General features: G+C 62.7%; 18 protein-coding genes. 1 reads left to right on the forward strand and 17 read right to left on the reverse strand.

All coding sequences use genetic code 11. From position 1 onward, the window contains the following. Positions 1-17 precede the first annotated feature (17 nt). The gene (locus tag ACQ4WP_RS18175; protein ID WP_436523016.1) at positions 18-293 is read left to right on the forward strand and encodes a hypothetical protein; all 276 of its coding nucleotides are present in this window, start codon (positions 18-20) and stop codon (positions 291-293) included. Positions 294-300: 7 nt separating this feature from the next. Here the strand turns inward: ACQ4WP_RS18175 and ACQ4WP_RS18180 are convergent, their stop codons facing one another. From ACQ4WP_RS18180 to ACQ4WP_RS18260, 17 genes are all read right to left on the reverse strand, one after another. Then, positions 301-1,203, reverse strand: coding sequence for an alpha/beta hydrolase (locus tag ACQ4WP_RS18180; protein ID WP_436523018.1), 903 nt, complete (start codon positions 1,201-1,203; stop codon positions 301-303). A gap of 26 nt (positions 1,204-1,229) precedes the next feature. Then, positions 1,230-2,291, reverse strand: a complete 1,062-nt coding sequence (locus tag ACQ4WP_RS18185) for a tetratricopeptide repeat protein (protein ID WP_436523020.1) — start codon at positions 2,289-2,291, stop codon at positions 1,230-1,232. A 17-nt stretch (positions 2,292-2,308) separates the two neighbouring features. Then, positions 2,309-3,214 carry an ExeA family protein gene (locus ACQ4WP_RS18190; RefSeq protein WP_436523022.1) on the reverse strand — a complete coding sequence of 302 codons (906 nt, stop codon included), beginning with the start codon at positions 3,212-3,214 and terminating at the stop codon, positions 2,309-2,311. Continuing rightward, a complete protein-coding gene (gene mshL / locus ACQ4WP_RS18195) occupies positions 3,215-5,002 on the reverse strand; it encodes a pilus (MSHA type) biogenesis protein MshL (RefSeq protein WP_436523024.1) in 1,788 nt (595 codons plus the stop codon). Between the two features lie 13 nt (positions 5,003-5,015). After that, complete coding sequence (locus ACQ4WP_RS18200) at positions 5,016-5,414, reverse strand: MSHA biogenesis protein MshK (protein WP_436523026.1); 399 nt, start codon at positions 5,412-5,414, stop codon at positions 5,016-5,018. Beyond that, on the reverse strand, positions 5,399-6,043 hold the full coding sequence (locus ACQ4WP_RS18205; RefSeq protein WP_436523028.1) for a hypothetical protein: 645 nt from the start codon (positions 6,041-6,043) through the stop codon (positions 5,399-5,401). The genes ACQ4WP_RS18200 and ACQ4WP_RS18205 overlap by 16 nt, the downstream gene beginning before the upstream one ends. A 59-nt stretch (positions 6,044-6,102) precedes the next feature. Next, entirely contained in the window at positions 6,103-6,798 is a 696-nt protein-coding gene (locus ACQ4WP_RS18210; RefSeq protein WP_436523030.1) for an MSHA biogenesis protein MshA, read from the reverse strand. Continuing rightward, entirely contained in the window at positions 6,795-7,739 is a 945-nt protein-coding gene (locus ACQ4WP_RS18215) for an agglutinin biogenesis protein MshI (RefSeq protein ID WP_436523032.1), read from the reverse strand. The genes ACQ4WP_RS18210 and ACQ4WP_RS18215 overlap by 4 nt, the downstream gene beginning before the upstream one ends. A 165-nt stretch (positions 7,740-7,904) precedes the next feature. After that, entirely contained in the window at positions 7,905-11,642 is a 3,738-nt protein-coding gene (locus ACQ4WP_RS18220) for a LamG-like jellyroll fold domain-containing protein (RefSeq protein ID WP_436523034.1), read from the reverse strand. A gap of 23 nt (positions 11,643-11,665) precedes the next feature. After that, entirely contained in the window at positions 11,666-12,115 is a 450-nt protein-coding gene (locus tag ACQ4WP_RS18225) for an agglutinin biogenesis protein MshP (RefSeq protein WP_436523036.1), read from the reverse strand. Next, on the reverse strand, positions 12,112-13,011 hold the full coding sequence (locus ACQ4WP_RS18230) for a prepilin-type N-terminal cleavage/methylation domain-containing protein (protein ID WP_436523038.1): 900 nt from the start codon (positions 13,009-13,011) through the stop codon (positions 12,112-12,114). Before ACQ4WP_RS18230 ends, ACQ4WP_RS18225 begins: the two co-directional genes overlap by 4 nt. After that, complete coding sequence (locus ACQ4WP_RS18235) at positions 13,008-13,637, reverse strand: type IV pilus modification PilV family protein (protein ID WP_436523040.1); 630 nt, start codon at positions 13,635-13,637, stop codon at positions 13,008-13,010. Before ACQ4WP_RS18235 ends, ACQ4WP_RS18230 begins: the two co-directional genes overlap by 4 nt. Continuing rightward, a complete protein-coding gene (locus tag ACQ4WP_RS18240) occupies positions 13,624-14,202 on the reverse strand; it encodes a pilus assembly FimT family protein (RefSeq protein WP_436523042.1) in 579 nt (192 codons plus the stop codon). The genes ACQ4WP_RS18235 and ACQ4WP_RS18240 overlap by 14 nt, the downstream gene beginning before the upstream one ends. Positions 14,203-14,324: 122 nt before the next feature. After that, positions 14,325-14,816 carry a prepilin-type N-terminal cleavage/methylation domain-containing protein gene (locus ACQ4WP_RS18245; RefSeq protein WP_436523044.1) on the reverse strand — a complete coding sequence of 164 codons (492 nt, stop codon included), beginning with the start codon at positions 14,814-14,816 and terminating at the stop codon, positions 14,325-14,327. A 60-nt stretch (positions 14,817-14,876) separates the two neighbouring features. Next, on the reverse strand, positions 14,877-15,428 hold the full coding sequence (locus ACQ4WP_RS18250) for a type II secretion system protein (RefSeq protein WP_436523046.1): 552 nt from the start codon (positions 15,426-15,428) through the stop codon (positions 14,877-14,879). Then, entirely contained in the window at positions 15,425-16,657 is a 1,233-nt protein-coding gene (locus tag ACQ4WP_RS18255; protein ID WP_436523048.1) for a type II secretion system F family protein, read from the reverse strand. Before ACQ4WP_RS18255 ends, ACQ4WP_RS18250 begins: the two co-directional genes overlap by 4 nt. 1 nt (position 16,658) lies before the next feature. After that, positions 16,659-18,362 carry a GspE/PulE family protein gene (locus tag ACQ4WP_RS18260; RefSeq protein ID WP_436523050.1) on the reverse strand — a complete coding sequence of 568 codons (1,704 nt, stop codon included), beginning with the start codon at positions 18,360-18,362 and terminating at the stop codon, positions 16,659-16,661. Positions 18,363-18,508 lie beyond the last annotated feature (146 nt).

Genomic DNA, 18,508 nt, shown 5'->3' on the forward strand with positions numbered 1-18,508 from the left:
GCACATACCATGCCGATATGAGCACTCCACGCCAATTCAAGTCCGGCCAATTCTATGGCGACGTGCATCACGGCGCGCGCGGCAGCATCTTCGATATCGGCAGCCTGAAGGCCACGCGTGGCGAGGACGAAGTCGAAACGCATCGGCATGACGATGCCCACTTCGTCTTCGTCCTGCCGGAACTCGATGCCGTGGTCGTCATCACCACGACCAACTTCCAGGTGCGCGATGCCCACGCGCTCAGCGAAAAATTGCTGACCAAGCTGATCATGCCGGCATTGATGCGCCCCTGAGCGCCATTCATTTTGCGGACGTCAAGTACGCCCGCAATCCATGCGTCAGCACAAAAGGAAACACGCTCGCATGATCTTCATCCTTGAAGACGCGCAGGCGCGTCTTCAAGCCGGGAAACTTGCGCGATGTCAACTTCCCATCGAACTCGCGCAAGTCGGCCAGCATGTCGGCGGCGTCTTCCGAGCGCGAACGTTTCTTTCCTGGCGACAGCTTTTCCAGTCCGCCGATGCCGAAGAACACGGACGCAGGCAAGTCCTTGTGGCTGACGGCATACGCCTGTTCGCGCTCGAACATCACGCCGGCGTCGTACCACAGCGATGGACTGCCGAGGATGTAATGCTCGAAGGTGCGCGGTTCCGTCAGCAGGAATTGCAGGCCCAGCAGGCTGCCGTAGGAGTGGCCAATAAACACTTTGCGCTGCATGTTGACGCGGTAATGCTGTGCGATGAAGGGAAACACTTCGCCCGAGACGAACTGGCCATAGGCCTTCGCTTCGCCGAACGCCGGTTGCCGTCCCGGCATGTCCGAGCGGTAGTCATGCTTGCGCGGCGTGGTGGGCGTGTAGTCGCGGCGACGGCTGTACACCCCGCCATCGCCATTCGCATATGACAGCCCCACCACCACCACTTCTTCCATCCCCGCATGCTTGTTCAGGCGCTGCGCGATATTGCGCACGATGGCGAACGAATAATTGGCATCCACGACGAACAGCACCGGATAGCGCTTGCTACCCTGCCGATAGGAGTCGGGCAAGGCCACATACAGCTGGTAGTCGCGCTTCAAGGCTTGCGCATGGATGTCGCGCACTTCGGTATTGTCAAGAACGTAGCTGGCAGGCGCGCTGGCGGGTGCGGCCAGGGCGCTGTTGGCAAGACAGCAAAGAACGATGAGCAGGTTAAGAGGCTTCAAGCTGGTTTCTTTCATTGAGGTGATAGTTACTTCGCCACAGCCGCCGTCAACGGCACCAGCTTGCGCTCGACAAACGCCTGCAGCTGGGGCGACAGGGTTTGCAAGCCCTTGGCCCGCTCGAAGGCCTGGCGCGCCTGGGCCGGATGGTTATCGGCTTGCAATGCTATCCCCAGGCCCATCCACCAGACGCTGTTGTCGGGCGCCGTCTGCAGCGCCAACTGGTAGTGCTCGGCCGCTTCGCGGTAGCGCTGTTCGCGCTGCAGCACGCCGGCCAGGAAGGCGCGGTAGTCGCCATTGTCCGTGGCATGCGGCAGGCTGCGCATGAGGGTGTCGAGGGCGGCCGTGCCGCCGTTGGCCTTGTCCAGCTGTAAACGGGCCAGCATCATCGCTTGCGCCGGCTGTTTCGGGTCCAGTGCCAGGCTCAGCTGCAACTGGCGGGCCGCCTCGTCGGGGCGCTGCGCTTCGAGCAGCAGGCGCACCAGGGTTTCGCGCGCGCCCTGGTGGCGCGGGTCGAGCTGCAGGGTCTGCTGCAAGGCCAGCATGGCGTCCGAGACGCGGCCATCCTGCAACTGGGCCAGCGCGCGCCGGTATTCATTCTCCACGCGCTGCTGCGCAGTGACTTGCTTGCCGTCAATGATGCGCTCGCTGGCGGCGGGCGCGGCCGTCTTCAGCACGAGCGCGGCGGCAGGCTTGGCGGGTTTTTCCGTGATGCGGCGCAACTCGGCGAGCCGTAGCTTCGCCGGCGCGGGGGCGGCCTCCTCGGCCTGGAACACTGGCTCGGGTTCCGCCGCCCGGGCGGGTGCAACCGGCGCGGGTGCAACGGCGACAGGCGCCGATACAGGGGGTACGGGCGCCGCTACCGGCGTGGTAGCCACACTGACCAGCACGGGCGGTACTGGCGGGCGCTTCCAGTACACCCAGCCCAGGGCGATGGCGGCCGCCGTCAAGCCGGCCGCGCCGCCGAAAACCAGCGCGCGCGACACGCCCCGCTCGCGTTCGGGCACGGAGCGGATGCCGGCCGCGTCGCCGCGTCCATCGGGAGTGCCGCGCGCATCGAGGTCTTGCAACATCTTGTTAATCAGGCTCATCTACAGGCTCATCTTCGTCATCGGTTCAATAAGGTCCAGCTCACGGTGCAGGCGGCGGCCAGCACGCCGGCGCCGGCCAGCCACGGCCACGGCCGTTGCCAGAAGCGGCGCCGCTTGCTGGCCAGGGTATCGCTGGCGGCCAGCGCCACGTGGCGTCCGCTGACCTGCTGCCGGCCTTCGCCGTACGCCACCATCAGCGCCTTGTGCGCCATGATGTTGATCAGGCGCGGGATACCGCCGGAAGCCATGTACAGCTTGCTCACGCCGCCCCGGCTGAACAGGCGCGCGCCATCGAAACCGGCCACGCGCAGGCGGTGCGCCACATAAAAATCCACGTCATCGCGCGACAAAGGCCCCAGGTGATAGTGAAAGGTGATGCGCTGCGCCAGCTGGCGGATTTCCGGCAGGGCCAGCTTGACGTCCAGCTCGGGCTGGCCGAACAGCACGATTTGCAGCAGCTTGCGCTTTTCCGTTTCCAGGTTCGTCAGCAGGCGCAAGGCTTCCAGGCTGTCGACGGGAATCGCCTGCGCTTCATCCAGGCACAGCAGCACGCGCTTGCCCTGCGCCGCCAGGTTGAGCAAGCGCAGGTTGAGCGATTTGAGCAATTGATGCTGATCAGCATCTTTCTCCAGCAACACATCGAGGTCGTCGGCCAGCGCCAGGATCAGCGCACGGGGCGGCAGGTTCGGATTCGGGATGTAGGCCGTGACGAAGTCCGGCCCCAGCGATTGCATGAACTTGCGGCAAAGAAAAGTCTTGCCGGTGCCCACTTCGCCAGTGATCTTGATGAAGCCCTCGCCATTGCGCGCCGCCACCAGCAAGGTGTTGAGCGCCTTTTGCGACTGCGGGCCGTTGAAGAAGAAACTGGTATCGGGCGTGAGGCCGAACGGCGCCTCGCGCAAGCCGAAATGGGCCTGGTACATTTAGCGCCGCTCCGACGGACGGCGCGGGTCGAGCGCCTCGATGCGCTTGCCCGAATCGAGCAAGTCCTCGTTCCAGCTGTTGGCGCCCTCGACGATGGTGGGCTTGATCAGCACCACCAGTTCGCGCTTCTGTATCACTTGCCCCGTGTTGCGGAACAAGGCGCCCAGTACGGGAATATCGCCCGCGCCCGGCACTTGCGAGCGGTCCGAGGTGGTGGCCTGGCGCATCAGGCCGCCGATGGCGACGATGCGTCCATCCTGGCTGCGCACCATGCTGTCCATTTCCGAGGTGCTGGAAGCGGCCAGCGGCAGTTTCAGCGAACCGGCGCTGCCCAGGTCGATTTCCTTGCTGATGGTGGTGACCTGGCTGACGGACGGATGCACGTGCAGGATGATATTGCCCTGGTCATCGATCTGCGGCGTCACGTCGAGCACCACACCGGAAAAGAATGGCTGCAAGGTGACGTTCGGGCTGGAGGTGGTGCCGCCCGTAGTGCCGGTCGACGTCACGGTGGTGCTCACGCCGGTGACGAAGAATTCGTCCGTGCCTATCTTCAGCACGGCCTTCTGGTTGTTCATGGTGGCGATGCGCGGACTCGACAGCACGTGCACGGCGCCTTGCGATTCCAGGAAGGTAATCATGGCGGCAAAGTTGGCGGTCTGGAAGGCCAGGCCGAACATCGAACCGGCAGCCGTGGCCGCCGAGCTCAAGCCAAAACCGCTGCTGGCCGTCAGGCCGTTGCCAGTCGTCATGTTCGGCGGCTGGCCGCCATTGAACGGCAGCGGCGCCAGGGTGCCGCCCGGCTGGATGAAGCCCGTCGAGATGCGGTTCGTGTGGCCGCTCTTGATGGAGGCAAACGAGGCCCAGTTGATGCCGGTCTGGAAATTATCGTTCAATTCCACTTCGAGAATCTTGGCTTCCAGGATCACCTGGCGGTCCACCGACAGCTGCGTCGCTTTCAGGTACAGGTCGACGGCGCGCAATTCCTCGGGCATGCCGCGCACCACGACGACGCCAGACTGCGGGCTGATCACCACCTTGCGGCCATCGCCCGTGCCACCGATGATGGCGCCCAGCGATTCTTTCAATTCTGCCCAGAAATTGCTGTCCGACGTGGTGCTCAGGTTGGAACTATCCTGCTGTACCTGGCTGCCGGGCTGGCCTGGCTGCTGCGGCTGGTTCTGCTGCGACTGCTGGCCGTTGGATCCCCCGCTCTGGCCGCTGTTGCTGGTGCCCGCAGACGACACCGACGTCGAGGACACGCGCAAATTCGACGTGCCCTTGCGGTTGCCCGTCAGGTAATTGACCTGGAACATGCGGGTTTGCATGGTGAGGGGCCGAATCGCGATGCGCGTGCCATCGACCTTGTAATCATAGCCATACATCTCGCGCACGGCGTCGAGCGCCTCGAACAGGGTCACATCTTTCAGGTTGGCGGAAATATTACCCTGCACATCCGGATGCACGAGCATGTTGTAGCGCGTGCCGTTGACGAGCGAGTGAAAGAACTGGCGTGCCGGAACGTTGTTGAACGCGACATTGAAACGCTCGTCCAGCACGCCGCGCGCCTTGGGCAACTGCGCGGCCAGCGCGGACGCCGGCGGCAACAGCGCGTTTTCCACCGCTGCCGACTGCGCCGCCGGGCTGGTGGTGGCCACTGCGCCTGCCACCTGCTGCTTGATCGCATTGTAGGTGTCGCGCTTCACAGGCGCGACGTTGCAGGCGCACAAACCCGCAGCAAGTCCCAGGACGCTTGCCTGCTTGCTTATTTCAAGTATTTTCCGCATTCCCGCCTTGTGTTTATTGGGTGACATGAACCTGTTTCCTTCGTACATGCATTGCATCATTCGCATCGACCGTCTTCGGATACAAACGCAGCGTTTCCAAGGTCTTGCCACGCCGCAGCACCACGCTCGCCTCGCCTATGCTGACGACAACTGCGCCGCCCAGCTTGTCGCCCGCGCGCACGCTGCGGCCATCGATCACGGCCAGGCGCCGTCCGCCAGGTTGATTGGAAATCAACACCGATTGCAGCTGCGGCCCAGCCGCGCGGGTGGACACCGCACTGCCCCCGGCAGGCACTGCATCGGGCGGCCTGGTCGGATCGACCAGGCCCTGTCCAAAGGCCCATGGCGCCAAGGCCAGCAGCATAGTCCCAACGCCGGCGTAGCGCCTGGCGCGCATCACAGCGCGATCCATTTCTCATCCAGGCTGAGCGTGTACAAGGTCAGGCTCAGCGTGGCGTTGGGATACTGCTCGACCTTCATGTTGACCTTACCCCAAAACACATGGGCCGGCATCGCCTCAAGGGCGTCCATATAATTCACCATATCCAGATAATTTCCACGCAATACGACTTCCACACCATGCCGGTATAGCAGGGCTGGCGCCTTCGCCGGTGTGGGCTCCGCTGGCGCCGCAGCGGCGGGCGTAGGCGTCGCGGCGACGGGACCATGACCGCCCTGCCCCATGACACCGGACGGCAGGGTGAGCAGCGACACCAGTTGCAAGCGGGCTTGCTGTTTCAGCAGTTGCTGCAACATCGGCACGACGCGCTCCGGCGCCACCAGGCCATTTTGCGTGGACTGCAAGGCATGCCGCATCTGCTGGGTTTCCTGCTTGATGCGTTCCAGCCGGATCCGGTCTTGCTGATCCGGATCGCCGGCATGCGCCGCCATCCTTTGCGCCACTTCGCCATCGATGACGGCGGCGGCCTGCTGTCGCTGGACAATAGTGTCGGCCAGCGCCTTGCGCCGGGTCATCTGAGGGTCGACAAACAGATAAAAAACGATAAAAATCAGCAGCGCGACACCGGCGCCAAAAATCATGGCACGCTCGCGCACGCTGAGCGCATCGATTTTCAGGGCAATTTTTTGCCATTGTTGTTTCATTCTTTCACCGCCCCTGCCGCGCCGCCGGCAGGCGCCGCCGACGATTGCAAACTGAATTCGATAAATCGCAGCGACGGTGCAGCCACGGCGGCGGCCATCGCACCCGGCGGCGGCGCCGACAGCGGCGGCGCGGCGGCAGGAATTTGCGCAGCAGCCATATCCAGGCGCGCAAACGATTTTCCTTGCAGCACAGACTCCCTGGACAGGGCGCGAATATACTGAGGCACCAGATCCGGCTGCACGGTGCGCCCCTGCAGGCCGATCTCCTTACCAGCGCCGACGATGCTCGCCCCCGTCAGCCACAAACCATTTACCCTGGCATGCGCAAAGGCACGGAAATAATCGGCATAACCCTGCGTGTTGCCCAGCTCGCCACCTTGCAAGATAGTCTGGGCCTCGAACAAGGCGGCGCGATCGGCTTCAGCCTGGCCCAGCGCGCGCGCGATGAGGGGATCCTTTTGCGGCGTGGGGAAACGCGTGAGCACATCCGCCCGCCGCGCCTCGCGCGCGGCCAGCATGACCTTGCTGTCGTCCGCCGCGCGTTCCAGCACGGCCACCTGGTGTGCGCCGTACCAGGCCAGGGCGCCACTGGCCAGCAGCATCAGCCCCAGTGCCTGTGCCATGCCCGCAGCCGTCAGTACCTGCTTCTGCTTTTCAAAGGCGGAGTTGAACAGATTGATTTGCTGGCTCACGCTAATGCCCCCTCTTGCCGCAGGGCCGCGCCCAGGGACAGGAAAAAGCGCGCCTGGCTGGCGGGAGCTTGCAAGTCGGGCACGCGGGAAAAATCGAACAGCTGCGCCAGGTCCAGCATTTCCACAGGCATGTACAGATTGTCCGCCAGGTAGCCATGCAAACCTTCGCTGCCGGTCGGCGCCAGCACCAGCTTGGAGATGCTAATAAAATGAAACTGACGGTCAAAATGGTCAAACGAGCGCTGCAATTCCAAGGTAATTCTGTCGTAATACTGCCGCCGCCGGTCATCCTCGACATCGGCCAACTGGGCCTGCGTAACGTCGATGCGGCGCGCCAGATACAGTTCGGCGTCAAACGTCACCGTCAGCAAGCCGCCCTCGCCGTCAAAAGACAGCACGGCCAGGCCGCGTCCCTCCGGTTCCATCAGCGCCGCCACATTGCGCTGCGCCATTTCCGGGATGTCGACCACAGTCAGCGCTATCTTGCACTCGGTGTACAGTGCCTGGCGCTGGGCCAAAGGGGCGTTGCGCGCGGCAACGGCGAACAGGGACAGGCCGCGCCCGGGCGCATTTTTATCGGCAGGGATCCCGACCACGTCGATGGTGGCCTCAGCCAGCGGGAAATCAAGCATATCCTTCAAGCGCCAGCCGACGGCGGTTTTCAGTTCCTCGGGCGGCACATTCGGCGCATCGAGTGTCAGCAACTGGTATTCGCCGGCGCCGAGCAGGGTACTGCAACGGTAAAACTGGGCCTGCATGTCCTTGTTCAGCTTTTCCAGGGTAGCGGCCGGCACGGGTTTGCGGCCGGCATAAAACGCCGCCGCCTGCACCAGCGGCCGCTCGCCCGCGCGCCGCAAAACAACGGCGGCACACATGCCATCACCGGCAAACGATGTCGCCAGCCAGCCATCCTGTCTTTTTGCTTTTACAAATAAACCCATGCGACCGATCCCGAGAATAGAAGTGCTTCGGCAACGTTGCCGCGCGAATGATGCATTGAATCAATTTTAATTCATCGCATGGGAAAACAGTCTGAAAAATGAACTATTGATAATGAATTTTCAAGAAAACACCACGAATATCACACGACTCCAAAAATCCGTCCCTCAAAACACCTCGCGGATAAAAAGCAGCGGCTCGCTCTTGAACACGCCGATGGTTTCACGCGCCTGTCCCGGCAGGTAGGGAATCAGCGACTGCAGCATCAACGAGCCTTTTTTCGTCACCGGCGCGGCCGGCTTGGCCAGCAGCACGCTGCCATCGCCCTGCTGCAGCAAGCCGCTGTCGAGCGGCAGCGCGGTAGCGGCGGGCATCTGGGCCTCCGTCAGATTGACATAATTGGTCAACTGGAAATTCTTGCGCAGCAAGGCCGTGCAGTTATCCAGCGCATTGCTGACGAACACCGTGCCATTCCAATATTGCGCGGCCAGCGGCACCAGCAGCGCGCGCCGTTCCGAGCCATACATATTGGCGACCTGCATGCGGCCGTGGCGCAACTTGGTATTGCCGACCGCCACGCTGGCCGCAGGGGTAACGGCCAATCCGTTGACGCTGGAAATGAGCGCCCCGTCGGCGTCGCTGATGGCCACCATCAGCGAAAAATTATCGTATGGTCCATCCTGGCCGCTGGACAGCCGGTTAAAACTATATAGCACCGCCATGCCCGTCGCAGTGGGCGGGATAGCCTGCAGCAAGCCGGGAGATGCCAGGGTCAGCATGCCGGCACCGGCGACGCCGGCCTGCACCGTATAAATCGCATTGTCGCCGCTGAACTTGATCAATTCGCCCGCCGACAGGCCGCCGCTGCCGGCCAATGTCACTTGCGTGCTGCCCACCGCGTAGCCGGCACTGTCGGTGGCGTAAGAACGGCCGCTGCGGCCCTGGCTCCAGGCAAAGGCGGGCAAGGCGGGCGACAGGCGGCTGGCGGCCAGCGTCGTACTGCCATCGCGGGCACCCACGACCACGCCGGCCAGGGCGGGATAGGCGCTGCCGTAACGCCCCAGGATCTGATTGCCCTTGCTCAAGGCCGTCGCGCCCAGCACGACGCCCAGTTCGCGCTGGCTCATGTAGGTAAAGCCGCCGCAGGCGGCCGTCAGTGCGCCCGTGAGCGCGTAGTGGTCAGGAAAAAAGCGGCCGAAGACGGGTGTCGGGCTTTGCGCCTGGTTAGCGATATTGCAGCCAAGCTTGCCATTCACGGCCGTATTGCTGCTGCTGCCGATCACGCAGTCGCCAGGCTGGTCGACGCTGGTGTAGGCATTGTCGAGCACTGCTTCCGGCAACATGCGGAAGGTGCCCACATCGCTGTAAGTCACGTCGCTGCTGCTGGCCTGGCCGCTGGCCAGCACCGCCTGTCCAAGCGGAAACGGACTGGCGTTGGAGCTTGAACTCAGGCGGTCGCTATAGTCGCTGGCACTGACGAAGCCGACGATTTTTTGTCCCGCGGCGGAATTGTCGACCAGCGGCGTGCCGTTGTAGCCGGCGACGGCCGCCGCGCCCAAGGTGAACTGGGCGCCCGCCGCCAGGCTGGGCGTGCCGTTCAGGGCGCTGTTGCTCATGTTCGAGCTGAGCGTAAATTGCTGTGGCCGCACGGCGAAACTGTCGGTCGAGCAACCCACATTGGCGCTGCCGCACACGGCCGCGGTGCAAGTCACGCGCACGCGCACGTCGCGGTAGGCGCCGTACCTGGGCGCCACGGCGCTGATGGCGGTGGCCGGGATGCTCACATTCGCGCTCGAATAGCCGCCCGTGAACGCCACCAGACCCAGCGGAATCACGGCCGTCTGGCTGGCCGGGCAGTTATTCGCGCCCAGCGCCACGCCGGTGGCGGTATTGACCAGCAAATCCACCGTGGCCGCGCCGTTGAAGCTCGTTTCCAGGCTGGCGTCTGTCTTCAGCTTCACCAGGTCCAGCTTGAAGGCGGTGTCGGCCAGCTTGGTATTCAGGCGGGCATAGCTGATGCTGCTGGTGCTGGGCGTGCAGCGGGGCGACGTCGCCTCGCAGGCGTTGAAACGGGCCACCGCGCATGCCTTGATCACCAGCGACTGATCTTCCTGCTCCGTGAACTGGCCATCCGTCACGTTCACGCTGACGGTAGCGGCCGTGCCGCTGCTCAGGCCGAACACGGCCTGGTATTCGCCGTTGAACAGATAGGTCGCCACGCCATCGTTCAGGGCGCCATTGTCGAGCACGCCATAGCCGGCGATCAAGGCCCAGTCGCCTATGCCGTTCGATGTGCTCAGCTGGATTTGCGTGGTGTTGTTGGGCATCACGATATTGTTATGGTTGACGTCATGCGCCGTGACCGTGAGCGTACTTTGCTGGCAAGTCAGGCCCGTGCCCGCATTCGTCACCGCATAGTGGTTCAGGCAGCCGGCCTGGCTCAGGTTCTGGTCGCGCTGCACCAGCGCCAGGCCTCCCTCGTAATTATAGGCACGCAATTCGTCGATGGCCCCGTCGGTGGAATTGCCGCTGCCATTGAGCCCCGTCGCCCCACTGCGGTTATCGCCGATATACAGGCTGCCGATGCGCGGCGAGACCACCGCCGCCGTGGTAAACGCCGACTCCTTTTGCAGCACGCCATCGACGTAGATGCGCAGGCGGTCGCTATTCGACGCCGCCAGCGCATTGAAGCTCCAGCTTACCGAAATATGCTTCCAGGTACCGGCAGGCACGCTATTGGCAGCCGTTTCCACCACGCGCTGATTGCCCAGGCTGTCCGTGACGACGAAGCGCAAGGCGCCCGTGCTGCGCCGCACGAGAAAAAACCATTCGTTATTCATTTGCGTGGCGTCGAGCAGTTGCGCATCGCGCGCGCCGCTGCCGGACCAGGCCGTGTTGGCCTTGTACCAGAATGTGATGGTGCCGGCGCCGCCCATGGTACCAGGCACCGACAGGCCGCTGTCGATCGCATTCATGGCGGCGGTGCTGGTATTGAGGGGAAAGCTGGCGGCACGGCAGACGCGGCCGGCGGCGATCGTCTGCGCGCCGCCCAGCACCGTGCCATCGCGCCCGTTGCCGCTGGTGTCGGTTACTTGGTCGGGCGTATTGTTCCAGCTGGGCTGCTCCATGCGGTACTCGATCACCGGACGGGGAATGTAGAACTTGATCGCCGAATTCGTGACAGGGAAACCTGTTTGCGGCGTGTCGTAATCGTTGCTGTCCGCTTGCCAGCCTATCTGCCCCAGCTTGGCGGACGGCCCCGCCACGGCGGCGCCATACTGATAAACGAACTCACCGTTTTCCTGCAAGATCAATTGCAGCGTGTAGGAACCCGTGGGATTGGCCCCCGTGGTCCATTCCGGCACCTTGTTCCAGGTCACCACGAAGCTGCGATACGGCGCGGTGCCGATGGTGGCGTAGCTGACGTAGCAAGTGAGGCGGCTGGCGCAAGCCGTGTTGTAACTGGGCAATTCCAGTTTCGACGTGGGATCGAGGTCGTTGCCATAGATACGCATGGTGTAATTCAAGCTGCTGTCCGGATAGGGCAGCGTCTGTACCGGGCTGCCATAGCCGCAAGTGACATTGTTATTGAATTGCACCCGGCCATTCGTCATCACGCGCAAAGTGGTGAAGGCCACGCCCGAATACATGAAGCTGAAGCCGATGGGCAAGGCATCGCTGAGCGTGTCGTCGAGGATGGGCGGCGTGGTGCCGCAGCCTGCGGAACCGTTGAATCGGTAGGGCGAGGTGTTATAACCGAGCTTGGCATGACTGCTGGCGTCGATCCAGCTGTAGGCAAAACTGGTATTGGCGTAGGTTGCCGCCTGGGCCGGCGCGCAACAGAGCATGGCCAGGGCGGCCAGTCGGGCCAGTGCGGCTATCCACAACGCGGTGACTGCCTGCATGTTACTCCTTTAGCGTGCCGCGCTTAAAACTCCGCCTGCACGACGCGTTGCACATAATCGGGATTGTTGGTGGCGTTGACAGTGGCGCAAACGCCGCCCACAGGCTGGTTGCAGGCGGTGGCAATCACCTGGAAACGGGGCAATGCGCCCGCCGCCTGCATGCAGCGCACGGTCACGCTAAAGCCGCTTAGCGCGCCATTTGCGGGCAGCGAAAAATTGCTGCTGGCGACACATTTTCCGTCGACGCGCTGCCGGTACACGCCCCACTCCATGCCGGCACGGGCCGCCTGGTAGGCGCGCGCGCCCTGCACGTCCAGCGCCGACTCGGCATGCTGCATGGTGGAGATGGAGAGCAGCGCCACGCCCAGCGCGGACAGCACCACCAGCAGAAAAATGGCGGTGACGATGCTGAAGCCGCGCGCCGGGCGACATGAGGGCCTCCCGGGCGGCATGGGAAAAATGGAGTTTGTCATGGCGAATTATTGACCTGTGCCTGTTGCACCAGCGTGAGCTGGCCCGCGTTGCCGCCGGGCGCGCCCAGCGTCAGGCTGACGCTGACCAGGCCGCGCTGCACGTTGGCCAGGGCGGCGAAGGAAAAGCTGCAGCTGGCAACCTGTTTGACCATCAGCGCCGCCGACGGGGCGCCTTGCAGCGGCGCAGCGGCGGCGTTCACCGGCTGGGCAGGCTGGATCACATAGCCGGCATAGCGCGTCAACGTGCCCGTGCCGTTCGCATTCGGCGCGCAATGGTAGGTCACCGGCATGCTGACCACCTGGAAACGATAGCTGAGCGATGGCATGGACGGCGTTTGCACGACAAAGGGGTTGCTCGCCAGCGTGACATCGTTGCCGCTGATGGAAGCGACCTGGGCGCGGTTGCACTGCCCGCTGCAATTGTAGGCGTTCACGGGAGGCTGTGCGCCCAGATTGTTGACGACGATAAAGTCGCCGGGAACGATGGCTTGCAAGCCGGATGGCGCGGCGCCCACGATGGTGAAGATGTTCGGCTTGCTTGCCGGCGTGAGGGGGTCAAAGGCCAGCACATTGCCCGGCGTCACGCTGAGATCGTCATCTTCCGACAGATAGCGCCCGCCCGTCTTGGTCAGCAGCAACTCCAGATAACTGTCGCTTGCACTGTTCGTCACGCGCACGCTGTTGGGCAAGGCCAGGCGCACGTCGCGCGTGATGCGCCGCGATGCCGTATCGGCCGCATCGGCCAATTCGGCGCGAGCGGTCACATCCAGGTAGCTTTGCACGGGGGCACGAATGAACACCGTCACCATGCCGGCGACGATGGCCGTGATGATGATCACCACGATCAGTTCGATCAAGGTGAAACCGCGCTGCCGGGGGAATGGAAAAGTCATCATGGGACGGCATCCCCCGCGTAGCGCGTGCGGTAGCCGGCCAGCACGATCTGCTGATTCGTGCCGTAAGTCACGGTGACCGTGATGCGCAAGACATTCATGTTGACGGGCGCGGCGGCCGAAGGCAGCCTGGCGTCGGCTGGCCCCAGTCCCGCGTCGGGGGCGATGGCAACGCTCACCGCATAGCCGGCAGGAAAGCCATTTCCGGCCGCGTCATCGGCATACTCTACGGGAGCATTGAAAGCCCGCACATAGTCGCTGACATTGTAATAAGGCCGGCCCGTGGCGGGCACCGTCGCGCTCACATTTTGCGGCGTATTGCAGCCGTCGGGGTTGGTGGCGCTGTCGAACGGCGCGGCATTCTTCGCCGTATCGGCCGCCGGATCGGCGAGCGGATTGCAAAACGTAAACCGTGCCCCTTCGATTTCATCAAGCATGGCTTCGGCGATGGCCAGCGCCTGCTTGCGCAATTGCGGATCGGCGCTGCTGGCCGTGGTGCGGGCGAAGATTTGCAGCAGGCCAACTACGGCGATGCTGACCACCACGATGAAGATGACCAGCTCGATCAGGGTCACGCCCCGCTGCACCGTCCCCCGCGCCGCCATGGCTGCGTCCCTAGTAATGGACATAGCCGGTCTCCCCTTCGACGATGATGTTGCGCGTCATGCCGCCGCCGCTGATGCCGATGCTGATGCGCGCAGGAAAGCTCGAAACGGGCTCGGTGTCAGTGGACTTGTAAGGGCGGCCCAGGGCATTGAAATAAAAAGCGGCGATGTCCAACGGCGCGCTGTAGCTGATCTTGCCGGGTGCCGCTTCGCACAGCCATGCCGTGGTATTGGCGCAGGCGCTCAAGGTGGCTTTGCGTCCGCTGTTGCCGCCCGCAGGCGGCAAGACGCGGTTGGCCGCGTCGCAGGCAGTATTGAAACACAGGGCAATGCGGGTGCCGTCGAGCTGCACGAAGACGGGACGGTTTTGCGCGATCGCCAGTTTTTGCGCATAGCGCAGCATGCTCACGTTTTGATCGGCAAAGCTGCGCGCGTCAAAACTGTCTTGCTGGAAGAAGCGCGGCATGGCGACGGCCGCCAGCAAGCCGCCCACCACCAGCACGGCGATCAGCTCGACCAGGGTGAAGCCGCGCTGCCGGCGCCCACGGCTGGCTGGTCCGGCAAACATCAAACCTGCTGGAGACAGCATCGTGTACACCTGTGGCAATGAGCGACATGCCGGCTGAAACATGCCCGGAAGAATAAAAACGCCTGGCGAACCAGGCGGATTGCATGCGACGCGACCTGCCGCCGCATGCGGGGCTTACGCCATTAACAACTGCCGAGGCCAGGCGCAACGCTTATCGTCGGCGCGGTACTGGCAGCGGCAGCGGCCGTATAGGTGAAAGCGCAGGCCAGATGGGTAGCATCGGCAGCGATCGACAACGGCGTCGTTCCCGCAGCGGGCGTCACTTTGAAATCCGGCTCCGTGATGCCAGCCGCCACCAGGATGCCGGTAGCGTCAGGGTAGCCGTTCGCAATGGGGATACTGGTGCCTTCCATCGTCACCGAAGTGGCGGTGGCGACCGCACCATCGACCAGCCATCGCGCATGGGCCAGGGCAGCGCCTGCCTGCACCGAGGCACGGGCGCCATTGATTTTCGCCAGGCGCGCGTCCGCCGACAAATTGATAAAACGTGGAATCGCGGTGGCCGCCAGTATGCCCAGGATGACGATGACGACGATTAACTCGATCAGCGTAAAGCCCGCTTGGGCACCTTGTTGAAAACGACGAATCGACTGCTTATTATTGCTGATCTTCATGCTGATCTCCAAAAAATCAAAAAAACACTACTGGTAAAATTTACCCGCAGAATAAAAAAACTATTTCAGCCCGCCCGCCTCGCCCATCTGTATCAGGGCCACCTCCGGCGCATCAGCCGGGGTTGAGGGCCTGGCCGGAGTAGCGGACGCTTGCCGCAAGCTTACCTTGAATTGAAGCCACTCGGAACGGCTGGCGCCGAAAGTGTTGCTTCGATTTAATATATATATTAATTCTGCATTATTTCTATCAAAAAACCAATGACTTTGGGGAAGTTTTGCTATCTCCGGCGCTGCATATACACCCAAATAATTGGCCGGCTTTTCCGCCAGCCAATCGATGGGGTTTTGCCCCGCCAGCGTCGGCAACTGGTTTTGCCGGTCGGACGCATACAGTTCCAGCACTTCCATGCGCAGGCCCGCGCGCAGCGCCAGCAGCGTTTGCTGCACGGCGACCCGCTCCGCTTCCTGCTGAAGCACCGTCAACCGGCTCAGCAATACGCCCGCCAGCACAGCGATGAGGGACACCACGACGGCCAGCTCAAACAAGGTAAAACCCCGCTGCCTTGCCTTGCCAGCCACAACGTTGTTCTTTGACGAATGGCGCTGTGTCATTTATGCAGGGCCACCTTGCCCAAATCCCACACGGGCAGGAAGATGCCCAGCGCCAGCACCAGCACCATGAGGCCAAGGAAGGCGATCAGGATGGGTTCGATTTGCGCGGACAGGGTCTTCAATTCGTAATCCACTTCCCGTTCGTACATCTGGGCGATTTCATTCATCAGCTCATCGAGCGAGCCGGACTCTTCGCCGACCGCGATCATTTGCAGCACCACCGGCGTGAAGACGTCCGCCGCCACCGAGGTGCGCAGGATGCTGTCGCCGCGCTCGACGCCGTCGCGCATCTGCTCGACCCGGGCGCACAGATAGGCGTTGTCCACCGTTTGCGACACCACCGTCAGCGCTTGCACGATGGGCACGCCGCTGGTGCTCGACAAGGCGAAGCTGCGCGCAAAGCGCGCCATCGTGCCTTTCAGAATGATCTTGCCGGCGATGGGGAAACGCAACTTGTAGCGATCCCACGTGTAGCGGCCAGGCACGGTGCGCAACCAGGCCCGGAAAGCGGCGATCCCGGCAATCGTCACTGCCAGCAATACCGGCCAGTAATTGACCATGAAGGCCGACGTGCCGATCAGGATGCGTGTCATCAAAGGCAGTTCGGCGTTGAAACTGGCAAACACTTTCACGAATTGGGGAATCACGAACATATTGACGATGACCATGGCAATCAGCATGGCCGCGATCACGAAAGTGGGATAGCGTGTCGCCGTCTTGACCCGCGCCCGCATTTCGCGGTCAAACTCCAGGTGGTCGAACAGGCGCAGGAAGACTTCGTCGAGGCGCCCCGTCATTTCACCCACGCGCACCATGGACAGGTAAAACGGCGAAAACACATCCGGATGGCGGCGCATCGCTGCCGACAATTCGCGTCCGGCATCGAGTGATTCGCGCAAGTCCTTGATCACGCGGCCGAAGGATGTGCTGATGGCCGACTCCTGCAAGCCGGCCAGGCCGCGCATGATGGGCACGCCAGCCTTGAGCAGCGTGTAGAGTTGGCGGCTGAATAATTGCACATCGATAGAGCTGACTTTTTTCTCTGTCAGCTTTTGCCACCAACCTATGTCGGTACTGCTGGCGGCGGTTTTTTTGGTCAGCAGGATCTCCACCGGCATCGCACCGCTGGCAAACAACTGGTCGGCGACAGCGCCGCTGTCGGCCCCTTCCAGTACCCCCTGGAGCAATTCGCCGCTGGCGTTGCGCGCCTTGTAGGAGAAAAACGGCACCTCAATCCTCGCTCTGGTTGCTGATGCGCATCGCTTCCATCACCGTCGTGCGGCCTTGGACCACCAGCTGCACGGCGTGGCGGCGCAGGGTGTCGCCCGCCATCTGCGCCATCGCCACCTTCATGAAGTGTGAAGGATCGGCATGGTTGGCGGCATCGGCCACTGCGCGCGTAATTTCCAGCAATTCGTACACGCCCGTGCGGCCCCGGTAACCCATGCCGTTGCAATGCGAGCAGCCCTTGCCGTGGAAATACTGGTTGCGCTCGACCAGCTCGCCCAATTCCAGGCGCAGCCATTCGTATTCGTTGGGCGTGGGCACGTAGGGCGTGCTGCAGCTTTCGCAAATCACGCGCACCAGGCGCTGCGCGAGCACGGCTTGCAGCGAACTGCCCACCATGTAGCGGGGCACGCCCATGTCCATCAGGCGCAGCGGCGTGCTGATGGCGTCGTTCGTGTGCAGGGTCGACAGTACCAAGTGACCCGTCATGGCGGCGCGCAAGCCGATTTGCGCCGTTTCCTGGTCGCGCATCTCGCCGACGAGCACGATATCGGGATCTTGCCGCAGGGCCGAGCGCAGCACGCGGGCAAAATTCAGCTCGATCTTGTCGTTCACTTGCACCTGGTTAATGCCGGGTAAGCGGTATTCGACGGGGTCTTCCACCGTGATGAGCTTTTTTTCCACGGAATTGAGTTCCGACAAGGCGCAATACAGGGTCGTCGTCTTGCCGCTGCCGGTCGGCCCCGTCACCAGCACCAGGCCATTCGGGCGGTGCACGATGGCGCGAAAGCGTGCCACCAGCTCGGGCGGCATGCCGATGGCGTCCAGGCGCAGCGACGTGCCACCCTGGTTCAACAGCCGCATCACCACCGATTCGCCGTACTGCGTCGGCATGGTGGAGATACGCACGTCGATACGCTGGTTTTTCACGCGGATGGCGAAGCGGCCATCCTGCGGCAGGCGCTTTTCGGAAATGTCGAGATCCGACATCAGTTTCAGGCGCAGCGCCAGCGAACTGGCGATCTTGCTGTCCGCTTCCGTCTGCAGGTGCAGCACGCCATCGATACGAAAACGGATCTGCAGCCGGCCTTCCTGTGGCTCGATGTGGATGTCCGAGGCGCGCACCTGCGTGGCGTCCTCGAACACCGATTGCAGCAGCTTGACGATGGGCGCCTCTTCCAGGCCCGGATTGGCGGCCAGTGCGCCAAAGTCGACGGACACATCGCCCAGGTCCTGTTCCAGCTCGCGCGTCAGGGTGGAGATATCCTCCGTGCGGCGGTAAATGCGGTCGATGGCGGCCAGCACTTCCGTTTCATTGACGACGGCCAGCTCGATATGGCGCTTGACCAGACGCGCGATTTCATCGTACGCGAACAGGTCGGTGGGGTCGGACATGCCGATCAGCAAGCCATCGCGCCGGTCTTCCAGCACCAGCGCGCGGAAGCGCCGCGCCTGGGTTTCCGGCAACAGCCGCACCAGTTCCGGATTGATGTTGAAAAACTTCAGATTGATGTAGGGAATGTCGAGCTGGCGCGCCAGGGCGCCCGAAATCTGCTCTTCCGTGACAAAGCCGTGCTCGACAAAAACGCGGCCCAGCTTGCGCCCCGAGCGCTTCTGTTCCGTCAAGGCCTCGCCCAACTGTTGTTCCGTCAGCAATTTCTGCTGCACCAAGATTTCACCGAGCCGGACTTTCTCTGGCCTTGCCATGCTTGCTCCTCGACAGATTCAACAGATGCTGCACGCCAGCGGCGCGCACAGGCATTTTATTCCAGAACCTGTTGTTTCTTAAAGAGAATATATTCCGTGGCTTGATTTTCGCGCATTTCAACACTCTGCAAGGAAACACTTGCCGC

Origin of the sequence: Janthinobacterium lyxosi (assembly GCF_051380665.1) — a bacterium.
In the GTDB taxonomy this organism is placed as follows: domain Bacteria; phylum Pseudomonadota; class Gammaproteobacteria; order Burkholderiales; family Burkholderiaceae_D; genus Janthinobacterium.